This window comes from Frigidibacter sp. MR17.24 (assembly GCF_037095655.1).
Lineage (GTDB): Bacteria > Pseudomonadota > Alphaproteobacteria > Rhodobacterales > Rhodobacteraceae > Frigidibacter.
In genome coordinates, this window is sequence record NZ_JBAWKE010000009.1 from 68,462 (window position 1) to 92,411 (window position 23,950).

Below are 23,950 nucleotides of genomic sequence, written 5' to 3' on the forward strand. Positions count from 1 at the left end.
CCTGCGCCCCCGCCTCCTCTCCCGCCGTCTCCGCGCCGTGTCCCCGCCGTGCCCCCGCCGTGCGCCCCGACCTCCGCGGCCGCCGCGGCCCCGATCCTGCGCGACCCGCCCGCCGAGAAGGGGTTCATTTCCGCGCCGTTCTGGGGGAAAGATCGCGCAGGCCCGGCCCTGCGGGGACTGTCCGTGCAGGACAGCCCGCCAGGCCCCGGCCCCTGCCGCGAAGGAGGCCCCGATGACCGATCTGTCCGCGCTGCCATTCCGGGCGCGCCACCGCCACGGCTTCCTGCGGCTGGCGACCTGCGCGCCCGAGGTCCGGCCCGCCGACGTGGCTTTCAACACCGCGGGCACCCTGGCCGAATGGCGCGCGGCCGACGCGGCCGGAGCCGACGTGCTGATCTGCCCCGAGCTTGGCCTGTCCTCCTATGCCATCGACGACCTGCTGATGCAGGACGCGCTCCTTGCCGCCGTTGAGCGCGCGATCGCGGGGCTTGCCGCCGCGGGCGCCGGGCTTGCGCCGGTGCTGCTGGTCGGGGCGCCGCTGCGCCGGGCGGGGCGGCTTTACAACTGCGCCGTGGTGATCGCGCGCGGCCGTGTGCTGGGCGTGGTGCCGAAAAGCTTCCTGCCCAACTACCGCGAATTCTACGAGAAGCGCTGGTTCGCCCATGGCCGCGACACCACCGGCACGATCCGGCTGAACGGCGCCGATGTCCCCTTCGGCACCGACCTGCTGTTTTGCGCCGACGAGATCGCGGGCTTCGTGCTGCATGTCGAGATCTGCGAGGATTTCTGGGCGCCCGAGCCGCCCTCGACAACCGCGGCGATGGCGGGGGCGACGGTGCTCGCGAACCTCTCGGCCTCGAACATCGTGATCGGCAAGGCCGCCGAACGCCACCTGCTGTGCCAGTCGCAGTCGATGCGCGCGGTCGCGGCCTATGCCTATGCCGCCGCCGGCGCGGGCGAGAGCACGACCGACCTTGCCTGGGACGGGCAGGGCGCGATCTACGAACTGGGCGACAGGCTGGCCGAAAGCGCCCGCTTCGCCCGGCCCTCGCCCCAGGCCGTGGCCGACATCGACCTCGGGCGGATCGCGCAGGAGCGGATGCGCACCGGCACCTTCAACGACGCCGCCACCGCCCGCCCGGCAAAGCCCTTCCGCGAGATCGCCTTCAGCCACCCGCCCCGCGCCGACGCGGGCGCGCTGATGCGTCCGCTGCGCCGCTTCCCCTTCGTGCCCGCGCGCGAAAGCCATCTCGACCAGGATTGCTACGAGGCGTTCAACATCCAGGTCGACGGGCTGCGGCGGCGCTTCGAATCGACCGGGCTTCAGACCATGGTCATCGGCATCTCGGGCGGGCTCGACAGCACCCATGCGCTGATCGTCGCGGCCAAGGTCTGCGACGCGCTCGGGCTGCCGCGCTCCCGCATCCTGGCCTTCACCATGCCGGGCTTCGCCACCGGGGACGAGACGAAAGCCAACGCCTGGGCGCTGATGCGCGCGATGGGGGTGACGGCCGAGGAACTCGACATCCGCCCCGCCGCCCGGCAGATGCTGAAGGACATGGGCCACCCGTTCGCCGACGGCGAGCCGGTCTATGACGTGACCTTCGAGAACGTGCAGGCGGGCCTGCGCACCGACTACCTGTTCCGGCTCGCGAACCAGCGCGGCGGCTTCGTGATCGGCACCGGCGACCTGTCGGAGCTGGCGCTGGGCTGGTGCACCTACGGCGTCGGCGATCAGATGAGCCACTATGCCGTCAACGCCGGCGTGCCCAAGACGCTGATCCAGTACCTGATCCGCTGGACCGCCCGCGCGGGCGAGGTCGACGCGGACACGGCCGCGGTGCTGGACGCGATCCTCGACACCGAGATCTCGCCCGAGCTGGTGCCGGGCGAGGCGCTGCAGTCGACCGAATCCCGGATCGGCCCCTACGCGCTGCACGACTTCTTCCTGTGGTACGTGCTGCGCCAGGGGATGGGCCCGGCCAAGCTTGCCTATCTGGCAGAGCAGGCCTGGGGCGCCGAGGGCATCGGCGCCTGGCCCGCGCACTTCCCCGACGCCAAGAAGCGGGCCTACGACCGGCCCGAGATCCGCAAGTGGCTCGAGGTGTTCCTCACGCGCTTCTTCGCCTTCTCGCAGTTCAAGCGCTCGGCGATCCCGAACGGGCCCAAGGTCTCGGCCGGGGGGGCGCTTTCGCCGCGGGGCGACTGGCGCGCGCCCTCGGACGCGGTCGCCGCGGTCTGGCTGGACGAGCTGGCGACGGTGCCCGAGCGCTAGGTCCCGTCCAGCCGCTCGACCCGCACGAGGCCGGGGAAGATCCGCATCCAGATCAGCACGACGGCGATGGTGCCGATCCCGCCGACGACGCCGGTCGCGACCGGGCCGATCAGCCCCGCGAGCATCCCGCTCTCGAATTCGCCAAGCTGGTTCGAGGTGCCGATGAACAGCGAGTTCACGGCATTGACCCGGCCGCGCATGTCGTCGGGCGTCAGCAGCTGCACCAGCGACGAGCGCACGACGACGCTGATCGTGTCGGCGGCGCCGGCGGTGAACAGCGCCAGGATCGACAGCGCGACGCTGCGCGAGAGCGAGAAGGCGATGATCGCCACGCCGAAGATCGCGACGGCGGCGAACATCTTGCGCCCGGCGCCCGCGGTGATCGGGTTCCTGGCCAGCCAGAACGACATCAGCAGCGCCCCGATCGCGGGCGCGGTGCGCAAAAGCCCCAGCCCGATCGGCCCCGCCTGCAGGATGTCCGAGGCGAAGATCGGCAGCAGCGCCGTCGCGCCGCCCAGCAGCACCGCGAACAGATCCAGCGACAGCGTGCCGAGGATCGCGGGATTGGCGCGGATGAACGACACCCCCGCGAAGACCGAGGCCAGCGTCACCGGCGCCCGTGCCGTCGGCGCGGTGATCAGCCGGATGCGGATGATGTTGATCCCCGCCACGGTGAACAGGACCGCCGCGAAGGCGAAGGGCACCAGCTCGCCGAAACCGTAGAGCACGCCGCCCATCGAGGGTCCCACGATCAGCGCCGTCTGCATGAACGAGGTCGAGGTCGCGATCGCGCGCTGGATCATCGACGGCCCGACGATACCGGGCAGAAGCGAGGCCATCGTCGGGCGCTCGAACGCCTGGGCCGCGCCCAGCAGCGTCACCGCGGCCAGGATCATCGGCGCGCTCAGGCTGCCGTGCCAGAGCGCCGCGAAGATCGCCGCCACGGTCGCGGCCTCGACCCACTGGCAGGCAAGGCCGATGCGGCGGCGGTCGAAGCGGTCGGCGACGGCGCCCACCGCGAAGGTCAGGATCAGCATCGGCAGGAACTGGAACAGCCCGACCAGCCCCAGCATGTAGGCGCTGCCGGTGCGGTCGTAGATCATCCAGCCCAGCGCGACCGCCGTCGACTGGAACGCCAGCGACGAGCAGGTGCGCGAGGTGATGAAGTTCACGTAGTTGCGGTTCGACAGCACGCCCGGGGCAAGGCCGGGGTCTGGCATCGGCCGGCCGGTCTCGGCGGCGGTGGTCAGGCCGGCTTCGGCCTTGGGGTCGGACATTCGGGCGCCCTTCGCATGGGGCGCGCGCAGGGCGGCGTCGGTCGGGGCTCGGGTCCGGGGCGGGGCAGGAGCGGCGGCGGGACTTCGGATGCGCGCGCGGGGATCGGGCCCGGCTAGCCTGCGCCCGGGCCCGTGTCAATGCGCCGCAGGCCTCCCGCCCGGCACCGCTCCCCGCGGCCACCGCAGGCCTTTCGCGCAGCCGTGCGCCCTCCGTCCGCCCTCCCTCCGTCCGCCCTCCCTCCGTCCGTGGGTTCTCCGACCCCGCCGCGGCCGCGCCCGCGACGGTGCGGACGGTCTGCGGCAGGGGCGGTGCGGCCGAAAGGCATCGCTCGGCCAGAAATAGATTGCATGTAATTCGGGTTTCGACGTCAAAATCGCGGCATCACCGGATCCGGGCCGCCGCGGGCGGGCGGGGCCGGGGCGCGGGGCGGCACGGCCGGCGCGTGCCGGGACGACAGAAACGACAGAAACGACAAGACACGGACAGGGACCCTGACATGCTGCGCGCCTCCGCCCTCGCGGGCCTTCTTCTCGCCACCGTCTCCGCCACGCCGCTTCTGGCGCAGTCCGAGCCGGTGAAGATCGGCGTGCTGGTCACGCTGTCGGGTCCGCCGGCGGTGCTGGGCGAACATGCGCGCGACGGGGTGCTGCTGGCCGAGAAGGTGCTGGGCGGCAAGGTCGGCGGGCTCGACGCCGAGGTGATCGTGGTCGATGCCGAGGGCAAGCCCGACGTCGCCGCCCAGAAGGCGCGCGAGCTGGTCGAAAGCCAGGGCGCCGATTTCGTCATCGGCCCGATCTTCTCGAACGTGATGGGCGCGATCGCGGGGCCGGTCACCGGGGCGGGGGCGTTCCTGCTGTCGCCGAACGCCGGGCCCTCGACCTTCGCGGGCGCGAACTGCAACGAGAACGTCTTCGTCGTCAGCTACCAGAACGACCAGATGCCGAAGGTCCTGGCCGAGTACATGAACACGCAGGGCATCGGCGACGCCTTCCTTCTGGCGCCGAACTACCAGGCCGGGCAGGACAGCCTCAACGGCTTCAAGCAGCAGTTCAAGGGCAGCATCGGCGGCGAGCTTTACGTGCCGCTCGGCCAGCTCGACTTCTCGGCGGAACTTGCGCAGGTCGCAGCGATGCAGCCCTCGGCGGTCTATGCCTTCATGCCCGGCGGCATGGGGGTGAACCTCGTCAAGCAATGGGCGCAGGCGGGCCTGTCGAACATCCCGCTGATGTCGGCCTTCACCGTCGACGAGACCACGCTGCCGGCCGAGCAGGACGCGGCGCTGGGGATGCTCTCGGGGTCGAACTGGGCGCCCGACCTCGACGTGCCCGGCAATGCCGAGTTCGTCGCCGCCTACCGGGCCGACTACGGCCGCGTGCCCTCGATCTACGCGATGGCGGCCTACGACTCGGTGATGCTGATCGACAGCGCGCTGAAAGCGGTCGGCTCGACCGAGGACAAGGCGGCGCTGCGCGCGGCGCTGAAGGCCGCGGACTTCACCAGCCTGCGCGGCAACTTCGCCTTCTCGTCCAACCAGTTCCCGGTGCAGGACTTCTACCTGACCAAGGCGGTGAAGCGCGACGACGGCAGCTATCAGACCTCGGTCGTGGAAAAGGTCTTCACCGACTATGCCGACGCCTATGTCGGCCAGTGCCCGCTGAAGTGACCTGAAGGGACTGCAGCGCGGGCGCCCGGGCGCCCGCCGGAGACGACATGACGGGCCTGTTCCTTCTTCAGCTTCTGAACGGCGCACAGTTCGGGATCCTGCTGTTCCTCGTGGCGGCGGGCCTGACGCTCGTGTTCGGGATCATGGATTTCATCAACCTCGCGCATGGCGTCCTCTACATGGTGGGCGCCTACCTGATGGCGATGTTCACGGCCCAGACCGGCAGCTTCTGGCTGGGCCTCGGCCTGGCGCTGCCGGCGGTGCTGGTGCTGGGGCTGGTGCTGGAAGTCACCGTGTTCCGAAGGCTTTACGACCGTCCGCACCTCGACCAGGTGCTGGCGACCTTCGGCCTCGTGCTGATGCTGTCCGAGGGCGTGCGGATCCTGTGGGGCTCGGCGCCGCTGAGCGTGCCGATGCCCGCGGCGCTCTCGGCCTCGATCCCGCTTCTGGGACCGATGCGCTACCCGGTCTACCGGCTGGCGGTGATCGGGGCGGGGATCGCGGTGGCGCTGGGCCTGTGGTGGCTGATCACCCGCACCCGCGCGGGGATGCTGCTGCGCGCGGGCGCGTCGAACCGGGCGATGGTCTCGGCGCTGGGTGTCGACATCGGGCGGCTGTTCCGGCTGGTCTTCGCCTTCGGCGCGATGCTGGCGGGCTTCGCGGGGGCGCTGGTCGCGCCGATCCTGTCGGTCGATCCGGGCATGGGCGACAACATCCTGATCCTGACCTTCGTGGTCATCGTCATCGGCGGCGCGGGCTCGATCAAGGGCGCGTTCGTCGCGGCGCTGATGGTGGGGATCATCGACACGGTCGGGCGGATCTTCGGGCCGATCTGGCTGCGCGCGGTGATGGACCCGCAGGCGGCGGCGCAGGCCGGACGGGTGCTGGCGCCGATGCTGGTCTACATCCTGATGGCCGCGGTGCTGGCCTGGCGGCCGGCGGGCCTGTTCGGCCGGGCGGGCGCGCGATGAGCGCGCCCCGGCTGCTGACCCGCCCCGTCGCGGCGCTGGCGCTTTTCGCCGCGCTGGCCGCGCTGCCGCCGGTGGCGCTGGCGCTCGGCGACCCGTTCCTGGTGGTCGTCGGCGGGCGGATGCTGGTCTTCGCCATCGCCGCGCTGTCGCTGGACCTGATCCTGGGCTACGGCGCGATGGTCAGCTTCGGCCATGCCGCCTGGCTGGGCCTCGGGGCCTATGCGGTGGGCGTGCTGATGCGCTGGGGCATCGACGACCTTGCGCTGCAGGTGCTGGCCGCGCTCGCCGTGGCGCTGCCCGTCGCCGCGCTCACCGGCGCGATCTCGCTGCGCACGCGCGGGATCTATTTCATCATGATCACCCTCGCCTTCGGGCAGATGGCCTATTTCTTCTTCGTCTCGCTCTCGGCGCTGGGCGGCGACGACGGCATGGCGCTGACCCACCGCTCGACCCTCGCGGGGCTGCGGCTGATGGAGACGGACGAGGGGCTTTACTACGTCACCCTCGCCGCGCTGGCGCTGGCCTTCGCCGGCCTCTGGGCGCTGGTGCGCTCGCGCTTCGGCCGGGTGCTGGTCGGCACGCGGGAAAACGCGCTGCGGATGCAGGCCGTGGGCTTCCGGCCGTTCCCGTTCCAGCTCACCGCCTACCTGATCTCGGCCGGGATCTGCGCGGTCGCGGGCGTGTTCCTCGCCAACCAGGCGCTCTACGTCTCGCCCGCCTACATGAGTTGGCAGCGCTCGGGCGAGCTGATCGTGATGGTGATCCTGGGCGGCATCGGCAACCTGACCGGCGCCGTCGCGGGCGCGGTCGTGACCATCGCGCTCGAGGAAGGCCTCGCGCGGTGGTCGGACCACTGGCGGCTGGGCTTCGGGCTTTTGCTGGTGCTGGTGGTGCTGTATTCGCCCGGCGGACTCACGGGCCTGGCGCGGCGGCTGACGGGGGGGCGGGAATGACCCCGCTGCTCGCCGTCCACGACCTGCACAAGAGCTATGGCGCGCTGGCCGTGACCAACGGCGTGTCCTTCACGGTGGCCGAGGGCGAGCTGCACGCGATCATCGGCCCGAACGGCGCGGGCAAGACCACGCTCGTCGCGCAGCTCTCGGGGCAGATCGCCCCCGACCGGGGCCGGATCGACTATGCCGGGCAGGACGTGACCCGGCTCGACATGCCCGGGCGGGTGCGGCGCGGGCTTGCGCGCAGCTTCCAGATCACCACGCTGCTGCCGGGGCTCTCGGCGCTCGAGAACGTGGCGCTGGCGGTGCAGGCGCGGGCGGGCTCGTCCTTCCGCTTCTTCCGCCCCGCCGCCGCCGAACGCGCGCTGAACGCCGAGGCCGCCGACGCGCTGGCCGAGGTCGGGCTGACCGATCGCGCCTATCGCCTCGCCGGCGCCCTCAGCCATGGCGAGCGGCGGCAGCTGGAACTGGCGGTGGCGCTCGCCACCCGGCCGCGGCTCCTGCTGCTCGACGAGCCGCTGGCCGGCACGGCGGGCGAGGAGGCCGAGCGGCTGGTCGCGCTGATCGACCGGCTGAAGGGGCGCGTCAGCATGGTGCTGATCGAGCATGACATGACGGCGGTCTTCGCGCTGGCGGACCGGATCTCGGTGCTGGTCTACGGCGAGATCATCGCCGGCGGCGCGCCCGACCAGGTGCGGGCGAACCCGAAGGTGCGCGCGGCCTATCTGGGAGAGGACGCGTGATGCTGTCGGTCGAGGGGCTGGTCGCGGGCTATGGCGCGGCGCAGGTGCTGCACGGCATCGACCTGTCGGTGGCCGAGGGCGAGGCGGTGACGCTGATGGGCCTGAACGGCATGGGCAAGACCACGACCGTCAAGGCGATCTTCGGCCTGATCGCGCCCTGGGCCGGGCGGGTCAGGGTCGCGGGCGCGGACCTGACCGGCGCGGCCCCGCACCGGATCGCGCAGGCGGGGCTGGGGCTCGTGCCCGAGGGGCGGCAGGTGTTCCCGACGCTGACGGTGACCGAGAACCTGGTCGCCACGCGCCGTCCCGGGCGCTGGGACCTCGCGGCGGTGCGGGGGCTGTTCCCCCGCCTGGCCGAGCGCGCGGGCCATTTCGGCGACCAGCTCTCGGGCGGCGAGCAGCAGATGCTGGCGATCGGGCGCGCGCTGATGACCAACCCGCGGCTGCTGGTGCTCGACGAGGCGACCGAGGGGCTGGCGCCGCTGATCCGCGACGAGATCTGGGCCTGTCTCGCGCGGCTGAAGGCCGAGGGGCAGGCGGTGCTGGTGATCGACAAGAACCTCGACGCGCTGGCGCGGTTCGCGGACCGCCACGTCGTGATCGAACGGGGGCGCGTCGTCTGGACGGGCAGCACAGAAGCGCTAGGTAGCTCTCCCAAGGTGAAGGAGCGCTACCTGCATGTCTGACGCTATCCTGCGGGCGGTCTCCGACTGGGACAACCTCTACAACAATGCCGCCAACATCCCCAGTGCCGAACGCTGGCCGGGGCTGTGGGTCGACCCCGCCAAGGCGCTGCGGGACCGGCTGGCGGTGACGGGCCGGGCGCGGCTTGGGCTGCGCTATGGCCCGGCCGAGCGCAACCGCTACGACCTGTTCCTGCCCGAGGGGACGCCGGCGGGGCTGGTGGTCTATGTCCACGGCGGCTTCTGGATGGGGCTTGACGAAAGCTTCTGGTCGCAGCTGTCCGCGGGGCCCCTGGCGCATGGCTGGGCGGTGGCGATGCCGACCTATTCGCTGGCCCCCGCGATCCGCATCGCCGGCATCACCGCCGAGATCGGCGCCGCGATCGCCGCCGCGGCGGGCGAGGTGGCCGGGCCGATCCGGCTGGCGGGGCATTCGGCCGGCGGCCATCTGGTGGCGCGCATGGCCTGCACCGACGCGCCGCTGCCGCCGTCGGTCGCGCACCGGCTTGCGGTGGTGGTCTCGATCTCGGGGCTGCACGACCTGCGCCCGCTGCTGCACACCCGGCGCAACTCGACGCTGGGGCTCGACCCGGCCGAGGCCGCGGCCGAAAGCCCCGCGCTTCTGGCGCCGCGGCCGGGCACCCGGCTGGTGGCCTGGGCCGGCCAGCGCGAGACCTCGGAATTCCTGCGCCAGAACCGGCTTCTGCCCGAGGTCTGGCGCGGGCTCGGCGCCGCCACCGCTTGCGTCGAGGAGCCGGATCGGCATCATTTCACCGTCGTCGACGGTCTGGCCGATCCCGATCACCCGCTGACGCGCACCCTGATCACCGCCTGAAAGCGCCCCCCCGATGCACGACACCTCCCCCGACAGCCGGCGCCCCGCGCTGCGCACCATCGCCATGCCCGCCGACATGAACCTGTCGGGCGACATCTTCGGCGGCTGGATCATGGCGCAGATGGACATGGCCGCCGGCGCCACCGCCGGCATGATCGCCCAGGGGCGCACCGCCACCGTCGCCGTCGACGCCATGGCCTTCCTGCAACCGGTCAAGGTCGGTGACGAGGTCACCGTCTTCACCGAGCTGCTGCGCGTCGGCACCAGCTCGATGCGCATCGGCGTCGAGGTCTGGCGCCGCAAGCGGATGGAGGCCGAGGCCGAGAAGGTGACCGAGGGCGTCTTCACCTTCGTCGCGCTCGACGCCGAGGGCCGGCCGCGCCCGGTGCCCAAGGGCTAGACCCCGGGGCCGATGACCGGGCGCCGGGGCAGGGTGCACTGGCGAAGGCCCGTCGAACGGGGCAGGTCCGGGCGCCGGGGCAGGCGGATCGCCTGCGAAAGCCACGCGGCGCGGGCGGACCGGCCGTTCAGGCGCGGCAGCGCAGCCCGTCCATCACCAGCTGCACCAGCCGCAGCGAGCGGTCGCGCCAGTCCGGCCCCTGCGGCGCGGCATGGATCGCGGTCAGCGCGTGCAGCACGTCCTCGGTCCCGAGGTCGGTGCGGATCAGCCCGGCCTCGCGCGCGGCGCGGATCAGCCGCTCCAGCGCGCCCGAGATCCGGCCCGAAATGTCCGACAGCCGCCCGGTTCCGGCGGCAAAGATCACCCGCAGCCCCTCGATCAGCCCGCGCTTGGTCGCGGCATAGTCGATGAAGCGCTGCAGCCACAGCTCGAGCGCGCGGTCCGCCGGATGCTCGGCCAGCAGCCGGTCGGCGGCGGCGCACAGCTCTTCGACCTCGCGGCGATAGACCGCCTCGACCAGGTCCTCGCGCGTGGGGAAATGGCGGTAGAGCGTGCCGATCCCCACCCCGGCGCGCCGTGCGATCTCTTCCAGCGAGGCGCTCACCCCGTCGGCGGCGAACGCGGCACCGGCGGTGGCGATCAGCGCCTCGCGGTTGCGCCGGGCATCCGCGCGCATCGGCCGCTCGGGCGGCACCGTGCCGACGGCCGCGGACTCGGCCGGCCCGGCAGATGCATTTTCGCCCTTGCAACTCATCCCAGAGATCCTATCTTGCGCCAAGCGGAGGCAGCCTCCGTTTATGCAGGGCCCTGCCGGCAGGCTCAACCTAGGGTGCTTCGGGCCGGGAGGAAACCCCGCGCCCGCCGTCCCGACCCGCTGTCCTGACCCGCCGCCGGCCCGACCCGTACCAGTGCCGATCCAGCGTTCGCGTCCGTGCCGGACCCCGGTGCCCGACACCATGGTGTCCTGCCGGCGCCGGAACGCTGCCCCACCAGCCAAGGCGACCCGCCAGCCCGACAAGGAGCCTGAGCCGATGACCACCGATGTGACGACGACATTCACCCTCAATGGCCGCGAGGTCACCCTGCACGCCGAGCCGCGGGTGACGCTGCTGGACGCGCTGCGCGACCGGCTGGACAGCCCCGGCGCGAAGAAGGGCTGCGACCACGGCCAGTGCGGCGCCTGCACCGTCCATGTCGACGGCGAGCGGGTGCTGTCGTGCCTGACGCTCGCCGCGCAGATGGAGGGCCGCGCGGTCACCACGATCGAGGGGCTGTCCCCGGCAGAGGGCGAGGTGCTGCACGCGGTGCAGCAGGCCTTCCTGGCCGAGGACGCCTTCCAGTGCGGCTATTGCACGCCGGGCCAGATCATGTCGGCCGTGGCCTGCATCCGCGAGGGGCACGCCGGCAGCGACGCCGAGATCCGGGAATGGATGTCGGGCAACATCTGCCGCTGCGGCGCCTACAACGCCATCACCGCCGCGGTGCGCCGCGCCGCCGTCACCCTGCAGGGAGAACCGGCATGAGGGACTTCGCCTATACCCGCGCCACCAACCTCGCCGAGGCCGGCACCGCGGCCGAGGCCGGCGCCATGCCGCTCGCCGGCGGCACCACGCTCGTCGACCTTGCCAAGGCCGGGGTGATCGCGCCCGAACGCGTGGTCGACATCACCCGGCTCAGCGGCCTCGACGCGATCGAGACCGACGCCGACGGCGCCCGGATCGGGGCGCTGGCGACGATGGCCGAGGTCGCGGCCGACCCGGGCATCGCCGCCGCCGTCCCGGCGGTGCGCGACAGCCTGCTGCTTGCCGCCTCGGCGCAGCTGCGCAACATGGCCACGATCGGCGGCAACCTGATGCAGCGCACCCGCTGCGCCTATTTCCGCGACCCCGCGACCTTCCCGGCCTGCAACAAGCGCGCCCCCGGCTCGGGCTGCGCCGCGATCGGCGGGGCCACGCGCAACCACGCGATCCTCGGCACCTCGCCGGCCTGCATCGCCACCGCGCCCGGCGATCTCGCCGTCGCGCTGATGGCCTTCGACGCCGTGGTGCAGCTTGGCGACCGCAGCCTGACCATGGCCGAGTTCTTCCCGCTGCCCGGCACCACGCCAGAGGTCGAGCACCCGCTGGCCCCGGGCGAGATCATCACCGGCATCGCGATCCCGGCCTCGGCCGCGGCGCGCCGGTCGGGCTATCTGAAGATCCGCGACCGGGCGTCCTATGAATTCGCCGCCGCCAGCGCCGCCGTCGGCATCGCATTCGAGGCGGACGGCACCACCGTGGCCGCGCTGCGCATCGCCATGGGCGGCGTCGGCACCATCCCCTGGCGGCTGCCCGCGCTCGAGGCGGCGCTGACCGGCAAGGCCCTGACCGAGGAGGGGGTGCGCGCCGCCGCCGCCCTTGCCGTCGAGGGCGCCGAGGCGCAGGGCGCCAACGGCTTCAAGATCGATCTCGCCCCGCGCGTTGCCGCCCGGGCGATCCTGCAGATCGGAGGTATCGCATGACCATCACCACCGCACCGCGCAAGCTGGGCCTTGCCAGCGACAGCCAGCTTGGCGGCCGCCCGCCCCGGTTCGAGGGCGCGATGAAGACGAGGGGCGCGGTGCCCTTCGCCTATGACCAGCCGGTGGCGGGGCTGGCGCACGGCGTCCTGGTCGGGGCCACCGTCGCCGCCGGCCGCGTGGCCGCGATCGACACCGCCGCCGCCGAGGCCGCCCCCGGCGTGATCGCCGTGCACACCCGCGCCGGCCTGCCCGCGCTGAAGGGCGCGCATGATTTCCTGGGCAATCCGCCTGCCGATCCGGTGTTTCACGCGCTGTCGGACGACATCACCTTCTTCGGGCAGCCGATCGGCCTTGTGGTGGCCGAGACCTTCGAGCAGGCGACCGAGGCCGCGCGGCTGGTGCGCGTGACCTACGAGGCGGGCGATCTGCGCCCCGAGATGGCACTGGCCCCGCCCGAGGCGCGGCTGCCGCTGGCGGCGATGGACCGCGCCGTGGGCGAGGCCGAGGCGGTGCTGGCGGACTGCGAGGTGCAGCTGGACCTCGAGTACCGGCTGCCGCGCGAATACCAGATGCCGATCGAGCTGAACGGCCTGACCGCCGCCTGGGACGGTGACCGCCTGACCCTGTGGGAGCCGAACCAGTGGCTCGACGGCGCCGCGCGCAGCTACAGCGAATGGTTCGGGATCCCGTTCGAGAACGTGCGCGTGATCTCGCCCTACATCGGCGGCGGCTTCGGCTCGAAGGGCTTCGCGCAGGGCTTCGGCGCGCTGGTGGCGCAATCGGCCAGGATCCTGGGCCGCCCGGTGCGGATGGTGCTGACCCGGGCGCAGATCTTCCAGCTGATCGGCGGGCGCACCGCGACCTGGCAGCGGCTGCAGATCGGCGCCGACCGCTCGGGCCTGCTGCGCGCCATCGTCCAGGACGCCGAGAGCGAGGCGCCCATGGTCGGCATGTGGGCCGAGGGCACTTCGGGCGTGACGCAGATCATGTACCGCTACGACGCCTATGCCGCCCGGCAGCGCGCGGTGCGCGTCAACGCGACCTGCCCGGGCGCCAAGCGCGCGCCGGGTGCCAATCCCTCGGCCTACGGCATCGAATGCGCGATCGACGAGCTTGCGCACGAGATCGGCATGGACCCGCTGCAGATCCGGCTGCTGAACTATGCCGAGCGCGACCCGTTCTCGGGCAACGCCTGGTCCACGCGCGAACTGCGCGCGGCCTTCGAACAGGGGGCCGAGCGCTTCGGCTGGTCGGGCCGCAGCCTCGCGCCGCGCTCGATGCGCGACGGGCGCGAGCTGATCGGCTGGGGCGTCGCCGCGGGCGCCTTCCCGGTGCTGCGCGCCGCCGGCGAGGCGCGGGTCGAGCTGCATGCCGACGGCACGGTCGCGGTCAGCTCGTCCTCGACCGACATGGGGCAGGGCGCCTACACGGTGGTCGCGCAGACCGCGGCCGAGCTGTTCGGCGTGGGCATCGACCGGGTGCGCGTGGGCCTTGGCGACAGCGTGCTGCCGCGCGCGGGCGTCACCGGCGGCTCGCGCATGGCGATGACCATGACCGGCGCCACCTGGAAGGCCGGGCAGGCGCTGATCGACGAGCTGAAGAGCCTCGCGATGACCGATCCGGCCTCGCCCTTCGCGGGCCGGTCGAACGCGGTCGAGGTCGCGGAGGGGCGGATCTCGCTGCCGGGCGGCGAGGCGGCGATGGAGATCGGCGCCTTCCTGACCGCGATCGGGCGCGAGAGCCTGGGCGTGACCCGCGACACGCTGGCCGAGGCCAAGCAGCGCCCCGAGGACGCCTGGGCGAACTGGACCACGGCCAGCCGGGCGCTGCCGCCGGCCGAGGGCGACTTCGCCCGCTACAGCTGGTGCGCGCATTTCGTCGAGGTCCGCGTCGACGAGGACTTCGGCACGGTGCGCGTCTCGCGCGTGGTCTCGGCCTTCGACTGCGGGCGGCTGTTCAGCCCGCTGATGGCCGAAAGCCAGTTCAAGGGCGGGGTGATCATGGGCATCGGCCAGGCGCTGCTGGAAGAGGGCATCGTCGATCCGCGCATCGGCCGGGTGATGAACGACAATCTCGGCGACTATCTGCTGCCGGTGAATGCCGACATCCCCGAGATCGAGGTGATCTCGGTCGGCCGGCCCGATTACGAGGCCTCGGTCCTGGGCGGCAAGGGCGTGGGCGAGGTGGGCATCGTCGGCGTCGCCCCCGCGATCGCCAACGCGGTGTTCCATGCCACCGGCAAGCGCGTGCGCACGTTGCCGATCACCATGGACAGGCTGCTTTGACCCGGCGCGGGGACCGGGGGCGCCGCGCGCGCCCGGTCCCCGCGGTTTGCCGTTGCCTGACGGCCCGCGGCGGCGCTATAGGCGGCCCATGACCCAGAGCAAACGCATCGTCCTGTCCAGCGACCACGCCGCCATCGACCTTCGCCAGTCCGTCGCCCGCCATCTCGCGGCGCAGGGCTGGGACGTGGTCGACATCGGGCCCACCACGCCCGAAAGCACCCACTATCCGCTGCACGGCGCCGCCGCCGCGCAGCGCGTCGCCTCGGGCGACTGTGCCCTGGGCATCGTGCTTTGCGGCACGGGGCAGGGGATCATGATGGCCGCCAACAAGGTGCGCGGCATCCGCTGCGGCGTCTGTTCGGACACGTTCTCGGCCAGGATGATCCGCCAGCACAACGACGCCAACATGCTCTCGATCGGGGCGCGGGTTGTGGGCGAGGGTCTCGCGCTCGAGATCGTCGACGCCTTCGTCACCGCGCAGTTCGAGGGCGGCCGCCACGCCACCCGCGTCGACATGATCGAGCCGGCCGGCGGCTGACCGCGCCGCCGCCCGTCACGTGGTGGTCCGATCGAAAAGGGCCCCGGCGCGCAGCGCCGGGGCCCTTTTCGTCCTGCCGCCGCCGGGCGGCCCCGGACGGCCGAAGCGCTCGCTCAGCCGAAGACCTTGGTCAGCGCGCCGTCGATCGCCTCGGTGATCTCGTCGATGTCGTCGGGCGTCGCGATCAGCGCCGGCGACAGGCACAGCGTGTTGTTCAGCCCGGGCAGCGAGCGGTTGGTCACGCCGATGATCACGCCGCGCGCGCCCGCCTCGGCCACGACCGCCGCCGCCTTCTTCTCGTCCACCGGCTCCTTGGTGGCGCGGTCGGCGACCAGCTCGGCCCCCTGGAACAGGCCAAGGCCGCGCACGTCGCCGATGACGGCATGGCGGTCCTGCAGCGCGCGCAGGTTGCCCATCAGCCGCTCGCCCATCTTCACCGTGTTCTCGAGAAGCTTCTCGTCCTCGATGATGCGCATGTTCTCGATCGCCGCCGCCGGGCCCGCCGCGCAGCCGCCGAAGGTCGAGATGTCGCGGAAATAGCTCATCGGGTCGGCGGGATCGTCCTTGAACATCTCGAACACCCGCTCCGAGGTGGCGCAGGCCGAGATCGCGGCATAGCCCGAGGCGAGCCCCTTCGCCATGGTCACGAAATCGGGCTTCACGCCGTAGTTCTGATAGCCGAACCAGGTGCCGGTACGGCCAAGCCCGCAGACCACCTCGTCGATGTGCAGCAGGATGTCGTACTTGGCGCAGATCTCCTGCACCCGCTCCCAATAGCCCGGGGGCGGGGTGATCACGCCGCCGCCCGCCGTGATCGGCTCGAGGCACAGCAGGCCCACCGTCTCGGGGCCCTCGCGCAGGATCACCTCCTCGATCGCGTCGGCGGCCCGGCGGCCATAGGCCTCGCCGGTCAGGTCCCACTGCGCGCGGTATTCCAGGCAGTGCGGCACCTCGACGAAGCCGGTCGGGAACGGCCCGTACTGCTCGGCCCGCTGCGGCTGGCCGCAGGCGGCCAGCACCCCGATCGTGGTGCCGTGATAGTCGCGCTCGCGGTAGAGGATCTTCGACTTCAGCCCCTTGTGGTGGCGCGCCGAGATCTGGCGCACCATCTTGAACACCTTCTCGTTCGCCTCCGATCCCGAGTTCGCCCAGTAGACGCGCGACAGGCCCGGCATCTTGTCCAGCAGCATCTCGGCGAACAGCGAGCCGGGGATCGAGCCGGCGGCGGCCGCGAAATAGTTCATCTTGACCAGCTGGTCGCGCACCGCGTCGGCGATGCTCTCGCGCCCATAGCCCACGTTGACGGTCCAGACCCCGCCCGAGACGGCATCGAGGAACTCGCGCCCGGCGGCGTCCCAGACGCGGATGCCCTTGCCCTCGACGATGATGCGCGGATCGGTGGTCTCGAGCGCCTTGTGCTGCAGCAGGTGGTGCCAGATGTGGGCGCGGTCGGCCTCGATCACGTGGCTGAGGTCGTTGGGGGAATGCGGGGCGTTCATCGGGGATCCTCTCGGGCGCGCGCGGGGACAGCTTGGGGCGGCCGGTTCCCCCATGGCGCCACGGTTCGGTGTCTCGCGCAATCCCTTTTCTGCCCCGCGCCAAGGCATTGATTTTTCGTGGCGCTGGTGCAGGGTGTTTGCGGATCATGAACAACCGCAACGGGGTGGGATGATGGAGATCGACATCGGCGGCCGCCTGCGGTCGCTGCGCGAGGCGCGCGGCCTGTCGCAGCGGGAACTGGCGCGGCGGGTGGGGGTGCCGAACTCGACCGTCTCGCTGATCGAGGCCAACCGCACCAACCCCTCGGTCGGCGCGCTGAAGCGGATCCTCGACGGGCTGCCGGTGGGGCTGTCGGAATTCTTCGCGCAGGCGCCAGAGGCCCCGCGCCGCGCCTTCTTCGCGGCCGAGGAGCTGGTCGAGATCGGCAAGGGCCGGATCTCGTACCGCCGGGTGGGCGAGGCGGACCCGGCGCGGACGCTGATGATGCTGCGGGAATGCTACCAGCCGGGCGCCGATACCGGGAAGGTGCCGCTGGTCCACGTCGGCGAGGAGGCGGGGATCGTGCTGTCGGGCCGGCTCGAGGTGACGGTCGAGGGCGAGCGGCGCGTGCTGGGTCCGGGCGACGCCTATGCCTTCGACAGCCACCGCCCCCACCGCTTCCGCGCCGTCGGGCCAGAGCCCTGCGAGGTCGTCAGCGCCTGCACGCCGCCAAGTTTCTGAGGCGGGCGGCGTCGGGCGGGCGGGGGTCGGACCCGTGGCGCGGAGAGCCGGCATCGCGGCGGCGGCGATTGCGGAGGCCTCCGGCGGGGATATTTGGGCAAAGTCGAAAGGTGGGCTGGCCATTCGGGTGGCAGGCCATTTGGGGGGCCGGCCGCCCGGGGGACCGGGAGGCGGAGGCCGGGGGTGCAGCCCGGATGGCGGGGATCAGCCGGCGCGGTCTTCCTCGCGCGCGGCCTGCTCGATGGCGCGGCGGGCGCGGATCGCGTCGGCGATCCACAGGCGCGAGAGCGCGTGGTAGAGCGGCTCGGGGCAGACGATGCGCGACAGCCCGTAGCCCAGCATCGCCGAGGTCATGATCGGGATGATGTCGTCATGGCTGCCCGTCATCTCGACCACGATGATGAAGGCGGTCATCGGTGCCTGGACCACGCCCGCGAAATAGCCCGCCATCCCCAGCACCGTCGCCAGCCCGAGATCGGCCCCGAGCATCTGCCCCAGCCAGTTGCCAAGCCCCGCGCCGACCGAGAGCGAGGGCGCGAACAGCCCGCCCGGGATGCCCGAGACCGTGGTCGCGAGCGTCGCCACGAATTTCGCGATGAAGAACAGCGGCGACAGGCTCTGGCCCTCGACGGCGCCGCGCGCCTCTTCGTAGCTGGTGCCGAAGACGTCGCCATGGGTCAGCAGGCCCGCGAGCGCGACGACGAGCCCGGTCGCGGCCGCGACCGCCACCAGCCGGCGCCCCGGCACCAGCCGGCGGATGCGGCGGATCCGGCGGGTGCACCACAGCGTGCCCTTGGTGAAGACCGCGCCCAGCAGCCCGCCGGCGATCCCGGTCGCCAGCACGATCGGCCAGTCGTCAAGCAGCAGCGCCGCCACGTCGGTCTCGCCGTAATAGGTGTAGCTGCCGTCGATCGCATAGGTCGTCACGCCGGCGATGATCACCGCCGACAGCACGACGCCGTTGGTGCGCGCGGAATAGCTGCGGCTCATCTCCTCGATCGCGAAGACGATGCCGGCGAGCGGCGTGTTGAACGCCGCCGCGACCCCGGCGGCCGACCCCGCGAGGATCAGCCCGCGCGCCTGCGCCATGCCACCGATCCGCGCCGCCAGCAGCATGATCGCGGCGCCGATCTGCACCGTCGGTCCCTCGCGCCCCGAGGAGGCGCCGCACAACAGCCCGATCAGCGTCAGCACCAGCTTGCCCGCCGCCAGCCGGATCGTCAGGTAGACGCCCCGGCTCTCGCGGTCGAGGTGGCGCGCGGCGATCGCCTGCGGGATGCCCGATCCCTGCGTGCCCGGGAAGAACCGCGCCGCGGCCCAGGCGCAGAAGACGAAGCCCGCGGGCGTGAGCAGGAGCGCGATCCAGGCGCGCTCGCCATGCCCGATCAGGTCCTGGAACAGCCGCTGGCTCTCGTCCGCGGCGCGCGCGAAGCCAAGGCTGACCAGCCCGACCGTCACCGCCCCGGCCCAGAACACGATCCGCGATTTCCAGAACCGCGGCGAGATGACCAGCGCCCGCGAGCGCCGCACCATCCCCTTCCTCATTTCCTTGCGCAGATCCATCGGCCGACCCCTTTCGGCCTGCCTTTGCGCCCCTCGGGCCCCGGATGCAAGCGGAACTCCGCCAGCGCGGCATCACGACGCGTTGCGGGCGGGCGCGCGGGGCTGTCTGTCACGCGGGGCCCGTCCGTTACAATTTAACCGACCTTTTCAAATCCGCTCGACGCCGACCCGCGCCGGCCCTATCCGGGCTGCGGGGGCCTGAGGGCCGGATTCATGTTCACTGCGATACGGGCCGTCCTGCGGACGGTGACGCGCCTGCGCGACCGGCACGGTGCCGCGCTGGCGCTGGCGATCGGTCTTGCGGCCGCGCCGCTGGCGCCCGCTGCGGCACAGGAGGGCGGCGGGGCGGCGCCCGGTTTCGCCCCCGGTCCCGCGGGCGATGCCGCGGTTCCTCCTGCGGGCCCGTCTGTGGGCCTTTCTGCGGGCGGCACCGGGGTCAGCCCGGCCGCCGCGGCGCGGGGCTGGATCGGCATCGGCCGGCTGATGACCAACGACGACATGGCCGGCCGGCACGACCGCTGGCACACCGGCGCCTACCAGGTCTCGGTCCTGCGCGGACCGAAGCGGCAGGGGCGGTGGCTGGGGCAGCTGCCCCGGCGGCCGGGCGAGATCCTCGAGTTCCGCCTGCGGGCCGAGGCGCTGGCGCCGGCGAACCTGTCGCATCCGGCGCCCGGCGACCGGCCCTATGCCGGGATCCTGTCCTTCGGGCTGCACAGCCACTGGGCGCGCGGCGCGTCCGACTGGGTCGCGGGGCTCGACCTCGTGGCGGTGGGCCCGCAGACCGGCATCGCCCGGCTGCACCGCGACCTGCATGCCGCGATCGGGGCGCAGCCCTTCGGCGACGTCCTGCCGCGGGCGCAGCTTGGCGACCGGCTGCTGCCCACCGTCACGGTCGAGACCGGCCGCGACCTCGCGCTTGCGGGCTGGGCGCGCCTGCACCCCTTCCTCGAGGCCCGCGCCGGCGACGAGACCCTGCTGCGCGCCGGCGCCGACCTGTCGCTCGGCCGGATCGAGACCGGGGCGATCTGGTCGCGCGACACCGGCACCGGCCTGCGCTACGTCTCGGCCGCCGGCCGCGCGCGCCCGGGGCTGCAGCTGCAGCTTGGCGTCGATCTCGCGCAGGTGCTCGACAGCGCCTATCTTCCGGGCAGCGGCCCCGCCCGCGCCGCCGACACCCGGCTGCGGCTGCGCGCGGGCCTTGCCTCGCGCGCCGAGGGGTTCGGCGTGTTCTACGGGCTCGGCTGGCTGTCGCGCGACGTCGTCGGCCAGCCCTCGGGCCAGCTTGTCGGGGCGTTGCGCATCCGCTTCGATTTCTGACCCGCCGCCGCGCCCGCGCCGCGAAACGCTTTCGCGGCCCGCCGCGACCTGCTAGCCTGTCGCGAACCCCCGGCCGAACGGACCGGGACGGCCCGGCAACGACCGGGCGGGCAGCAGGGGTCGCGGGCCGGGACGCGGCACGACGGCGCCGCGGACGGTCGCGATATGGGCAGTGCCTCGGCACGGATGAGCGGACAGATGACCGGCGCAGGCGGGACATTCGTCATTTCCTGGGACCAGACCGAGACCGACGGCCGCCGCGCCGCCGGTCCCGAGGCGCTGGGCCGCGGCGCGACCTGGCGCTGGGACGGCACCGCCACCCGGATCGAGGGCGGGCCGGGCCTGCTGGAACTGGCCGATGCCGCCGACCGCGCGCGCCTGCGGGCGGTCGCGCGCCGCCACGCCCGCCGGCTGGTCGCGGCGGCCGGGGTCGGCCTCGGCACGTCTGCCGCGTCGGCCGGCGGCGCCGCGCCCGACCCGTCGGACGGCCTCGACCTTGCGCCGGCGGACGGCTTTCTCGTCACCGACGGCCGCCGCGCCTGGCGGGTGATGCTGCTCACCCCCGCGCTCGGCGGCACGGCGACGCGCCCGCCGCTGGCCTTCGAGGCCGAGATGCCGCCCGCGGGGCGCGAGCTGTGGATCGTCGACGTCTCGCTGCGCCGCCTGCCGCCCGCGGCGCAGGCGACGCCGCTGCCGGGGATCGGGGCCGAAACGGCGGTCGCGACGCCCGGCGGCCTGCGCCCCGCGGGCACGCTTCGCCCCGGAGACCTCGTGCTGACCCGGGGCGGGGGGGCGCAGCCGATCCTGTGGACCGGGCAGCGCCGGCTTGGCCCCGCGCGGCTCGCGGCACTGCCGGCCGAGCGCCCGCTGGCCCTTGCCGCCGGGAGCCCGGGCCTGGGCAATGCCGCGGCGCTGGTCCTCGGGCCGGGGCAGCTCCTGTGCCACGCCGGCCCCGCGGTGGCCGAGCTGTTCGGCGTGCCCGAGGTGCTGCTGGCCGCCCGCACGCTCGAGGGCCGCACGGGCGTCGCGCGGCCGGTGCCCGCCGCGGGCTGCCGGCTGGTCTGGCTGATGCTGCCGGGGCGCTACCTGCTCGACCTCGACGGGGCGGGGGCGGAAAGCTTCGACCCCGAGGCCGCGGCGCCGCTGCTGACCCCGGCCGAACGCGCGGCGCTCGACCGCTTCCCGCGGTTCCCGGCGGCGCCCGGCCTGCGCCGCGTCGGCGCCGGGCAGGCCGCACTCCTTGCCCACGCGCCCGCGCCGCCGCCGGCGGCGCTGCCGGCCCGGCAACCGCCGTGGCAGCCGCCGCTGGCCGCCGCGCGCCCGGCCTGACCCGGAGGCCGGCCCGGGGAAAGGCGCGGGAGGCACGCGCGCGGAGACGGGCGCAGACGGGCGGAGACGGGTGCTTGACTGCCGGGGAATCCCCTGTATAAGCCCGCCGTTCCCGATCGGCCCGTCCCTGCGACGGAGCGCGCCGGCTCGGGGCTTCATTGGTGTTGGTGGACCCCGCAAGGGGAACCCTGTCGGCCAAGGCACGATCCCGGATGCGGGAGAGGCTGCGGCAAAGGACAACGCCCTTCGCAAACCAGAGGCGCGCAAGCGCCCGCCAGAAGGAGATCAGAGATGACCAAACGCACCTCTGCCAAGTACAAGCTCGACCGCCGCATGGGCGAGAACATCTGGGGCCGCGCCAAGTCGCCGGTCAACAAGCGTGAATACGGCCCCGGCCAGCACGGCCAGCGCCGCAAGAACAAGCTGTCGGACTTCGGCACCCAGCTGCGCGCCAAGCAGAAGCTCAAGGGCTACTACGGCGACCTGACCGAGAAGCAGTTCCGCAAGATCTTCGCCGAGGCCGAGCGCGTCAAGGGCGAGACCACCGAGAACCTGATCGGCCTGCTCGAGCGCCGCCTGGACGCGATCGTCTACCGCGCCAAGTTCGTGCCGACCGTCTTCGCCGCCCGCCAGTTCGTGAACCACGGCCACGTCACCGTGAACGGCAAGCGCGTCAACATCGGCTCGTACCGCGTCAAGGAAGGCGATGTCGTCGCCGTCCGTGACCGTTCGAAGCAGCTCGCCATCGTCCTCGAGGCCGCCCAGTCGGCCGAGCGCGACGTCCCGGACTACCTGGAAGTCGACCACTCGAAGATGACCGCGACCTTCGTGCGCACCCCGGGCCTGTCGGACGTGCCCTACCCGGTCGTCATGGAACCGAACCTGGTCGTCGAATTCTACGCCCAGAACTGATCCCCGGGTCAGCGAGAGTTTCAGGAAGGGCCGCGCCGCAGGGTGCGGCCCTTTCGCTTTGGCTGGGCAGGGCAGAGAGAGGGGGCGCTGCCCCCTCTGGACCTTCGGTCCATTCACCCCCGGGATATTTGGACAAAGTCGAGACTGCCTTCGACTTTGTCCAAATATCCCCGCCGGAGGCACGGCCGCAGGCCGATCTGCAACGCCCGGGCCGGGCGGGCCGGCGCGGGCAGATGCAGCTGGATTCACCCCGGCGGCACCGATAGAAGGGCGGGGAAATCGGAGTCGCCCCATGTCAGACCGCATCCAGCCGCAGCCCGGCATCATGGACATCGCCCTTTACCAGGGGGGTGCCTCGCATGTCTCGGGCGTGTCGGACGCGATCAAGCTGTCGTCGAACGAGAACCCGTTCGGCGCGAGCGAGAAGGCCAAGGAAGCGTTCCTGCGCGCCGTCCACCGGATGCACCGCTACCCCTCGACCGACCACCGCAGCCTGCGCCAGGCGATCGGCGACGTGCACGGGCTCGATCCCGACCGGATCATCTGCGGCGTCGGCTCGGACGAGATCCTCAACCTGATGTGCCAAGCCTATGCCGGCCCCGGGGACGAGGTGATCTTCACCGAGCACGGCTTCCTGCTCTATCGCGTCTCGACGCTCGCCGCCGGCGCGACGCCGGTCGAGGTGAAGGAGCGCGACCGGGTGACCGATGTCGACGCGATCCTCGCGGCCTGCACGCCGCGCACCAAGCTCGTCTTCATCGCCAACCCCAACAACCCGACCGGCACGATGATCGGCCTGGCCGAGATCGAGCGGCTGGCGAACGGCCTGCCGGCCGGCGCGATCCTGGTGCTCGACGGGGCCTATGCCGAATATGTCCCGGCCTATGACGGCGGCGCCTGGCTTGCGACGACGCGGGCGAACGTGATGATGACGCGCACCTTCTCGAAGATCTACGGTCTCGGCGGGCTGCGCATCGGCTGGGGCTATGCCTCGCGCGAGATCATCGACGTGCTCAACCGCATCCGCGGCCCGTTCAACCTGTCCTCGGCCCAGCTCGAGGTCGCCGAGGCCGCGGTGCGCGATCAGGACCATATCGACCGCTGCCGCGCCGAGAACACGCGGATGCGGGCGTGGCTTGCTGAAGCTTTGATGGAAAAGGGTGTGCCGTCAGATACCTCGACGGCGAACTTCATCCTCGCGCGCTTCGCTGATCCGGCCGAGGCCGAGGCCTGCGATCTCTGGCTGCAGAGCCAGGGCCTGATCGTGCGCCGGGTGACGAGCTACAACCTGCCCAACTGCCTGCGCATTACCGTCGGCGACGAGGCCTCGTGCCGCCGGGTCGCCCATGCCGTCGGCCTGTTCAAGGCCCGCGCCACCGCCGAGCAGGCCGCCGCGACGCCGCTTGATGGCGGGCCGGGGATCGCGGCGCCGGCGGGTGCCGGGCAGGGATCCGGGCAGGGATCCGGTTCGGGAACGGGTCAGGG

General features: G+C 72.5%; 20 protein-coding genes and 1 pseudogene. 17 read left to right on the plus strand and 4 right to left on the minus strand.

Translation table 11 applies throughout. The features are described from left to right. Positions 1-232 precede the first annotated feature (232 nt). A complete protein-coding gene (locus V8J39_RS20115) occupies positions 233-2,275 on the plus strand; it encodes an NAD(+) synthase (protein WP_336462759.1) in 2,043 nt (680 codons plus the stop codon). On the opposite strand, the gene V8J39_RS20120 is transcribed toward V8J39_RS20115, so the two are convergent. Further along, complete coding sequence (locus V8J39_RS20120) at positions 2,272-3,552, minus strand: MFS transporter (RefSeq protein ID WP_336462760.1); 1,281 nt, start codon at positions 3,550-3,552, stop codon at positions 2,272-2,274. The two genes, V8J39_RS20115 and V8J39_RS20120, sit on opposite strands and share 4 nt — an antisense overlap. Positions 3,553-4,049: 497 nt before the next feature. Between V8J39_RS20120 and V8J39_RS20125 the strand changes: the two genes are divergently transcribed. The 7 genes from V8J39_RS20125 to V8J39_RS20155 are packed head-to-tail and all read left to right on the plus strand — an operon-like array spanning position 4,050 to position 9,801. Next, on the plus strand, positions 4,050-5,216 hold the full coding sequence (locus V8J39_RS20125; protein WP_336462761.1) for an ABC transporter substrate-binding protein: 1,167 nt from the start codon (positions 4,050-4,052) through the stop codon (positions 5,214-5,216). 47 nt (positions 5,217-5,263) lie between these two features. After that, entirely contained in the window at positions 5,264-6,187 is a 924-nt protein-coding gene (locus V8J39_RS20130) for a branched-chain amino acid ABC transporter permease (protein ID WP_336462762.1), read from the plus strand. After that, entirely contained in the window at positions 6,184-7,140 is a 957-nt protein-coding gene (locus tag V8J39_RS20135; RefSeq protein ID WP_336462763.1) for a branched-chain amino acid ABC transporter permease, read from the plus strand. Before V8J39_RS20130 ends, V8J39_RS20135 begins: the two co-directional genes overlap by 4 nt. Further along, positions 7,137-7,883, plus strand: a complete 747-nt coding sequence (locus tag V8J39_RS20140; protein WP_336462764.1) for an ABC transporter ATP-binding protein — start codon at positions 7,137-7,139, stop codon at positions 7,881-7,883. Before V8J39_RS20135 ends, V8J39_RS20140 begins: the two co-directional genes overlap by 4 nt. Then, the gene (locus V8J39_RS20145; RefSeq protein ID WP_336462814.1) at positions 7,883-8,569 is read left to right on the plus strand and encodes an ABC transporter ATP-binding protein; all 687 of its coding nucleotides are present in this window, start codon (positions 7,883-7,885) and stop codon (positions 8,567-8,569) included. Before V8J39_RS20140 ends, V8J39_RS20145 begins: the two co-directional genes overlap by 1 nt. Further along, positions 8,562-9,401: an alpha/beta hydrolase gene (locus V8J39_RS20150; RefSeq protein WP_336462765.1), complete on the plus strand. Its 840-nt coding sequence runs from the start codon at positions 8,562-8,564 to the stop codon at positions 9,399-9,401. The genes V8J39_RS20145 and V8J39_RS20150 overlap by 8 nt, the downstream gene beginning before the upstream one ends. 13 nt (positions 9,402-9,414) lie before the next feature. After that, positions 9,415-9,801, plus strand: a complete 387-nt coding sequence (locus V8J39_RS20155) for an acyl-CoA thioesterase (RefSeq protein ID WP_336462766.1) — start codon at positions 9,415-9,417, stop codon at positions 9,799-9,801. Between the two features lie 127 nt (positions 9,802-9,928). On the opposite strand, the gene V8J39_RS20160 is transcribed toward V8J39_RS20155, so the two are convergent. After that, complete coding sequence (locus tag V8J39_RS20160; protein WP_336462767.1) at positions 9,929-10,477, minus strand: TetR/AcrR family transcriptional regulator; 549 nt, start codon at positions 10,475-10,477, stop codon at positions 9,929-9,931. A 355-nt stretch (positions 10,478-10,832) separates the two neighbouring features. Between V8J39_RS20160 and V8J39_RS20165 the strand changes: the two genes are divergently transcribed. The 4 genes from V8J39_RS20165 (at position 10,833) to rpiB (ending at position 15,124) form a co-directional block, all read left to right on the plus strand. Then, positions 10,833-11,324, plus strand: coding sequence for a (2Fe-2S)-binding protein (locus V8J39_RS20165; protein WP_336462768.1), 492 nt, complete (start codon positions 10,833-10,835; stop codon positions 11,322-11,324). Then, on the plus strand, positions 11,321-12,301 hold the full coding sequence (locus V8J39_RS20170) for an FAD binding domain-containing protein (protein WP_336462769.1): 981 nt from the start codon (positions 11,321-11,323) through the stop codon (positions 12,299-12,301). The genes V8J39_RS20165 and V8J39_RS20170 overlap by 4 nt, the downstream gene beginning before the upstream one ends. Continuing rightward, a complete protein-coding gene (locus V8J39_RS20175) occupies positions 12,298-14,586 on the plus strand; it encodes a xanthine dehydrogenase family protein molybdopterin-binding subunit (protein ID WP_336462770.1) in 2,289 nt (762 codons plus the stop codon). Before V8J39_RS20170 ends, V8J39_RS20175 begins: the two co-directional genes overlap by 4 nt. Before the next feature lie 88 nt (positions 14,587-14,674). Continuing rightward, entirely contained in the window at positions 14,675-15,124 is a 450-nt protein-coding gene (gene rpiB / locus V8J39_RS20180) for a ribose 5-phosphate isomerase B (RefSeq protein WP_336462771.1), read from the plus strand. A 113-nt stretch (positions 15,125-15,237) separates the two neighbouring features. Here rpiB and V8J39_RS20185 read toward each other — a convergent pair whose 3' ends face one another. After that, positions 15,238-16,623 (minus strand): aminotransferase family protein, encoded by a 1,386-nt coding sequence (locus V8J39_RS20185; RefSeq protein WP_336462772.1) that lies wholly within the window; start codon positions 16,621-16,623, stop codon positions 15,238-15,240. 169 nt (positions 16,624-16,792) lie between these two features. On the opposite strand from V8J39_RS20185, the gene V8J39_RS20190 reads away from it, so the two are divergent. Then, positions 16,793-17,344: a cupin domain-containing protein gene (locus tag V8J39_RS20190; RefSeq protein WP_336462773.1), complete on the plus strand. Its 552-nt coding sequence runs from the start codon at positions 16,793-16,795 to the stop codon at positions 17,342-17,344. Between the two features lie 204 nt (positions 17,345-17,548). Here the strand turns inward: V8J39_RS20190 and V8J39_RS20195 are convergent, their stop codons facing one another. Further along, entirely contained in the window at positions 17,549-18,907 is a 1,359-nt protein-coding gene (locus V8J39_RS20195) for a chloride channel protein (RefSeq protein ID WP_336462774.1), read from the minus strand. A 213-nt stretch (positions 18,908-19,120) separates the two neighbouring features. Between V8J39_RS20195 and V8J39_RS20200 the strand changes: the two genes are divergently transcribed. The 4 genes and pseudogenes from V8J39_RS20200 to hisC form a co-directional block, all read left to right on the plus strand. Then, entirely contained in the window at positions 19,121-20,224 is a 1,104-nt protein-coding gene (locus V8J39_RS20200; RefSeq protein WP_336462775.1) for a lipid A-modifier LpxR family protein, read from the plus strand. Positions 20,225-20,422: 198 nt separating this feature from the next. Continuing rightward, a complete protein-coding gene (locus V8J39_RS20205) occupies positions 20,423-21,553 on the plus strand; it encodes a Hint domain-containing protein (RefSeq protein ID WP_336462776.1) in 1,131 nt (376 codons plus the stop codon). Positions 21,554-21,844: 291 nt separating this feature from the next. Further along, on the plus strand, positions 21,845-22,465 hold the full coding sequence (gene rpsD, locus V8J39_RS20210) for a 30S ribosomal protein S4 (protein ID WP_336462777.1): 621 nt from the start codon (positions 21,845-21,847) through the stop codon (positions 22,463-22,465). A 292-nt stretch (positions 22,466-22,757) separates the two neighbouring features. Then, positions 22,758-23,831: pseudogene (hisC, locus tag V8J39_RS20215) on the plus strand (histidinol-phosphate transaminase); the annotation flags it as partial. Positions 23,832-23,950: the final 119 nt, after the last annotated feature.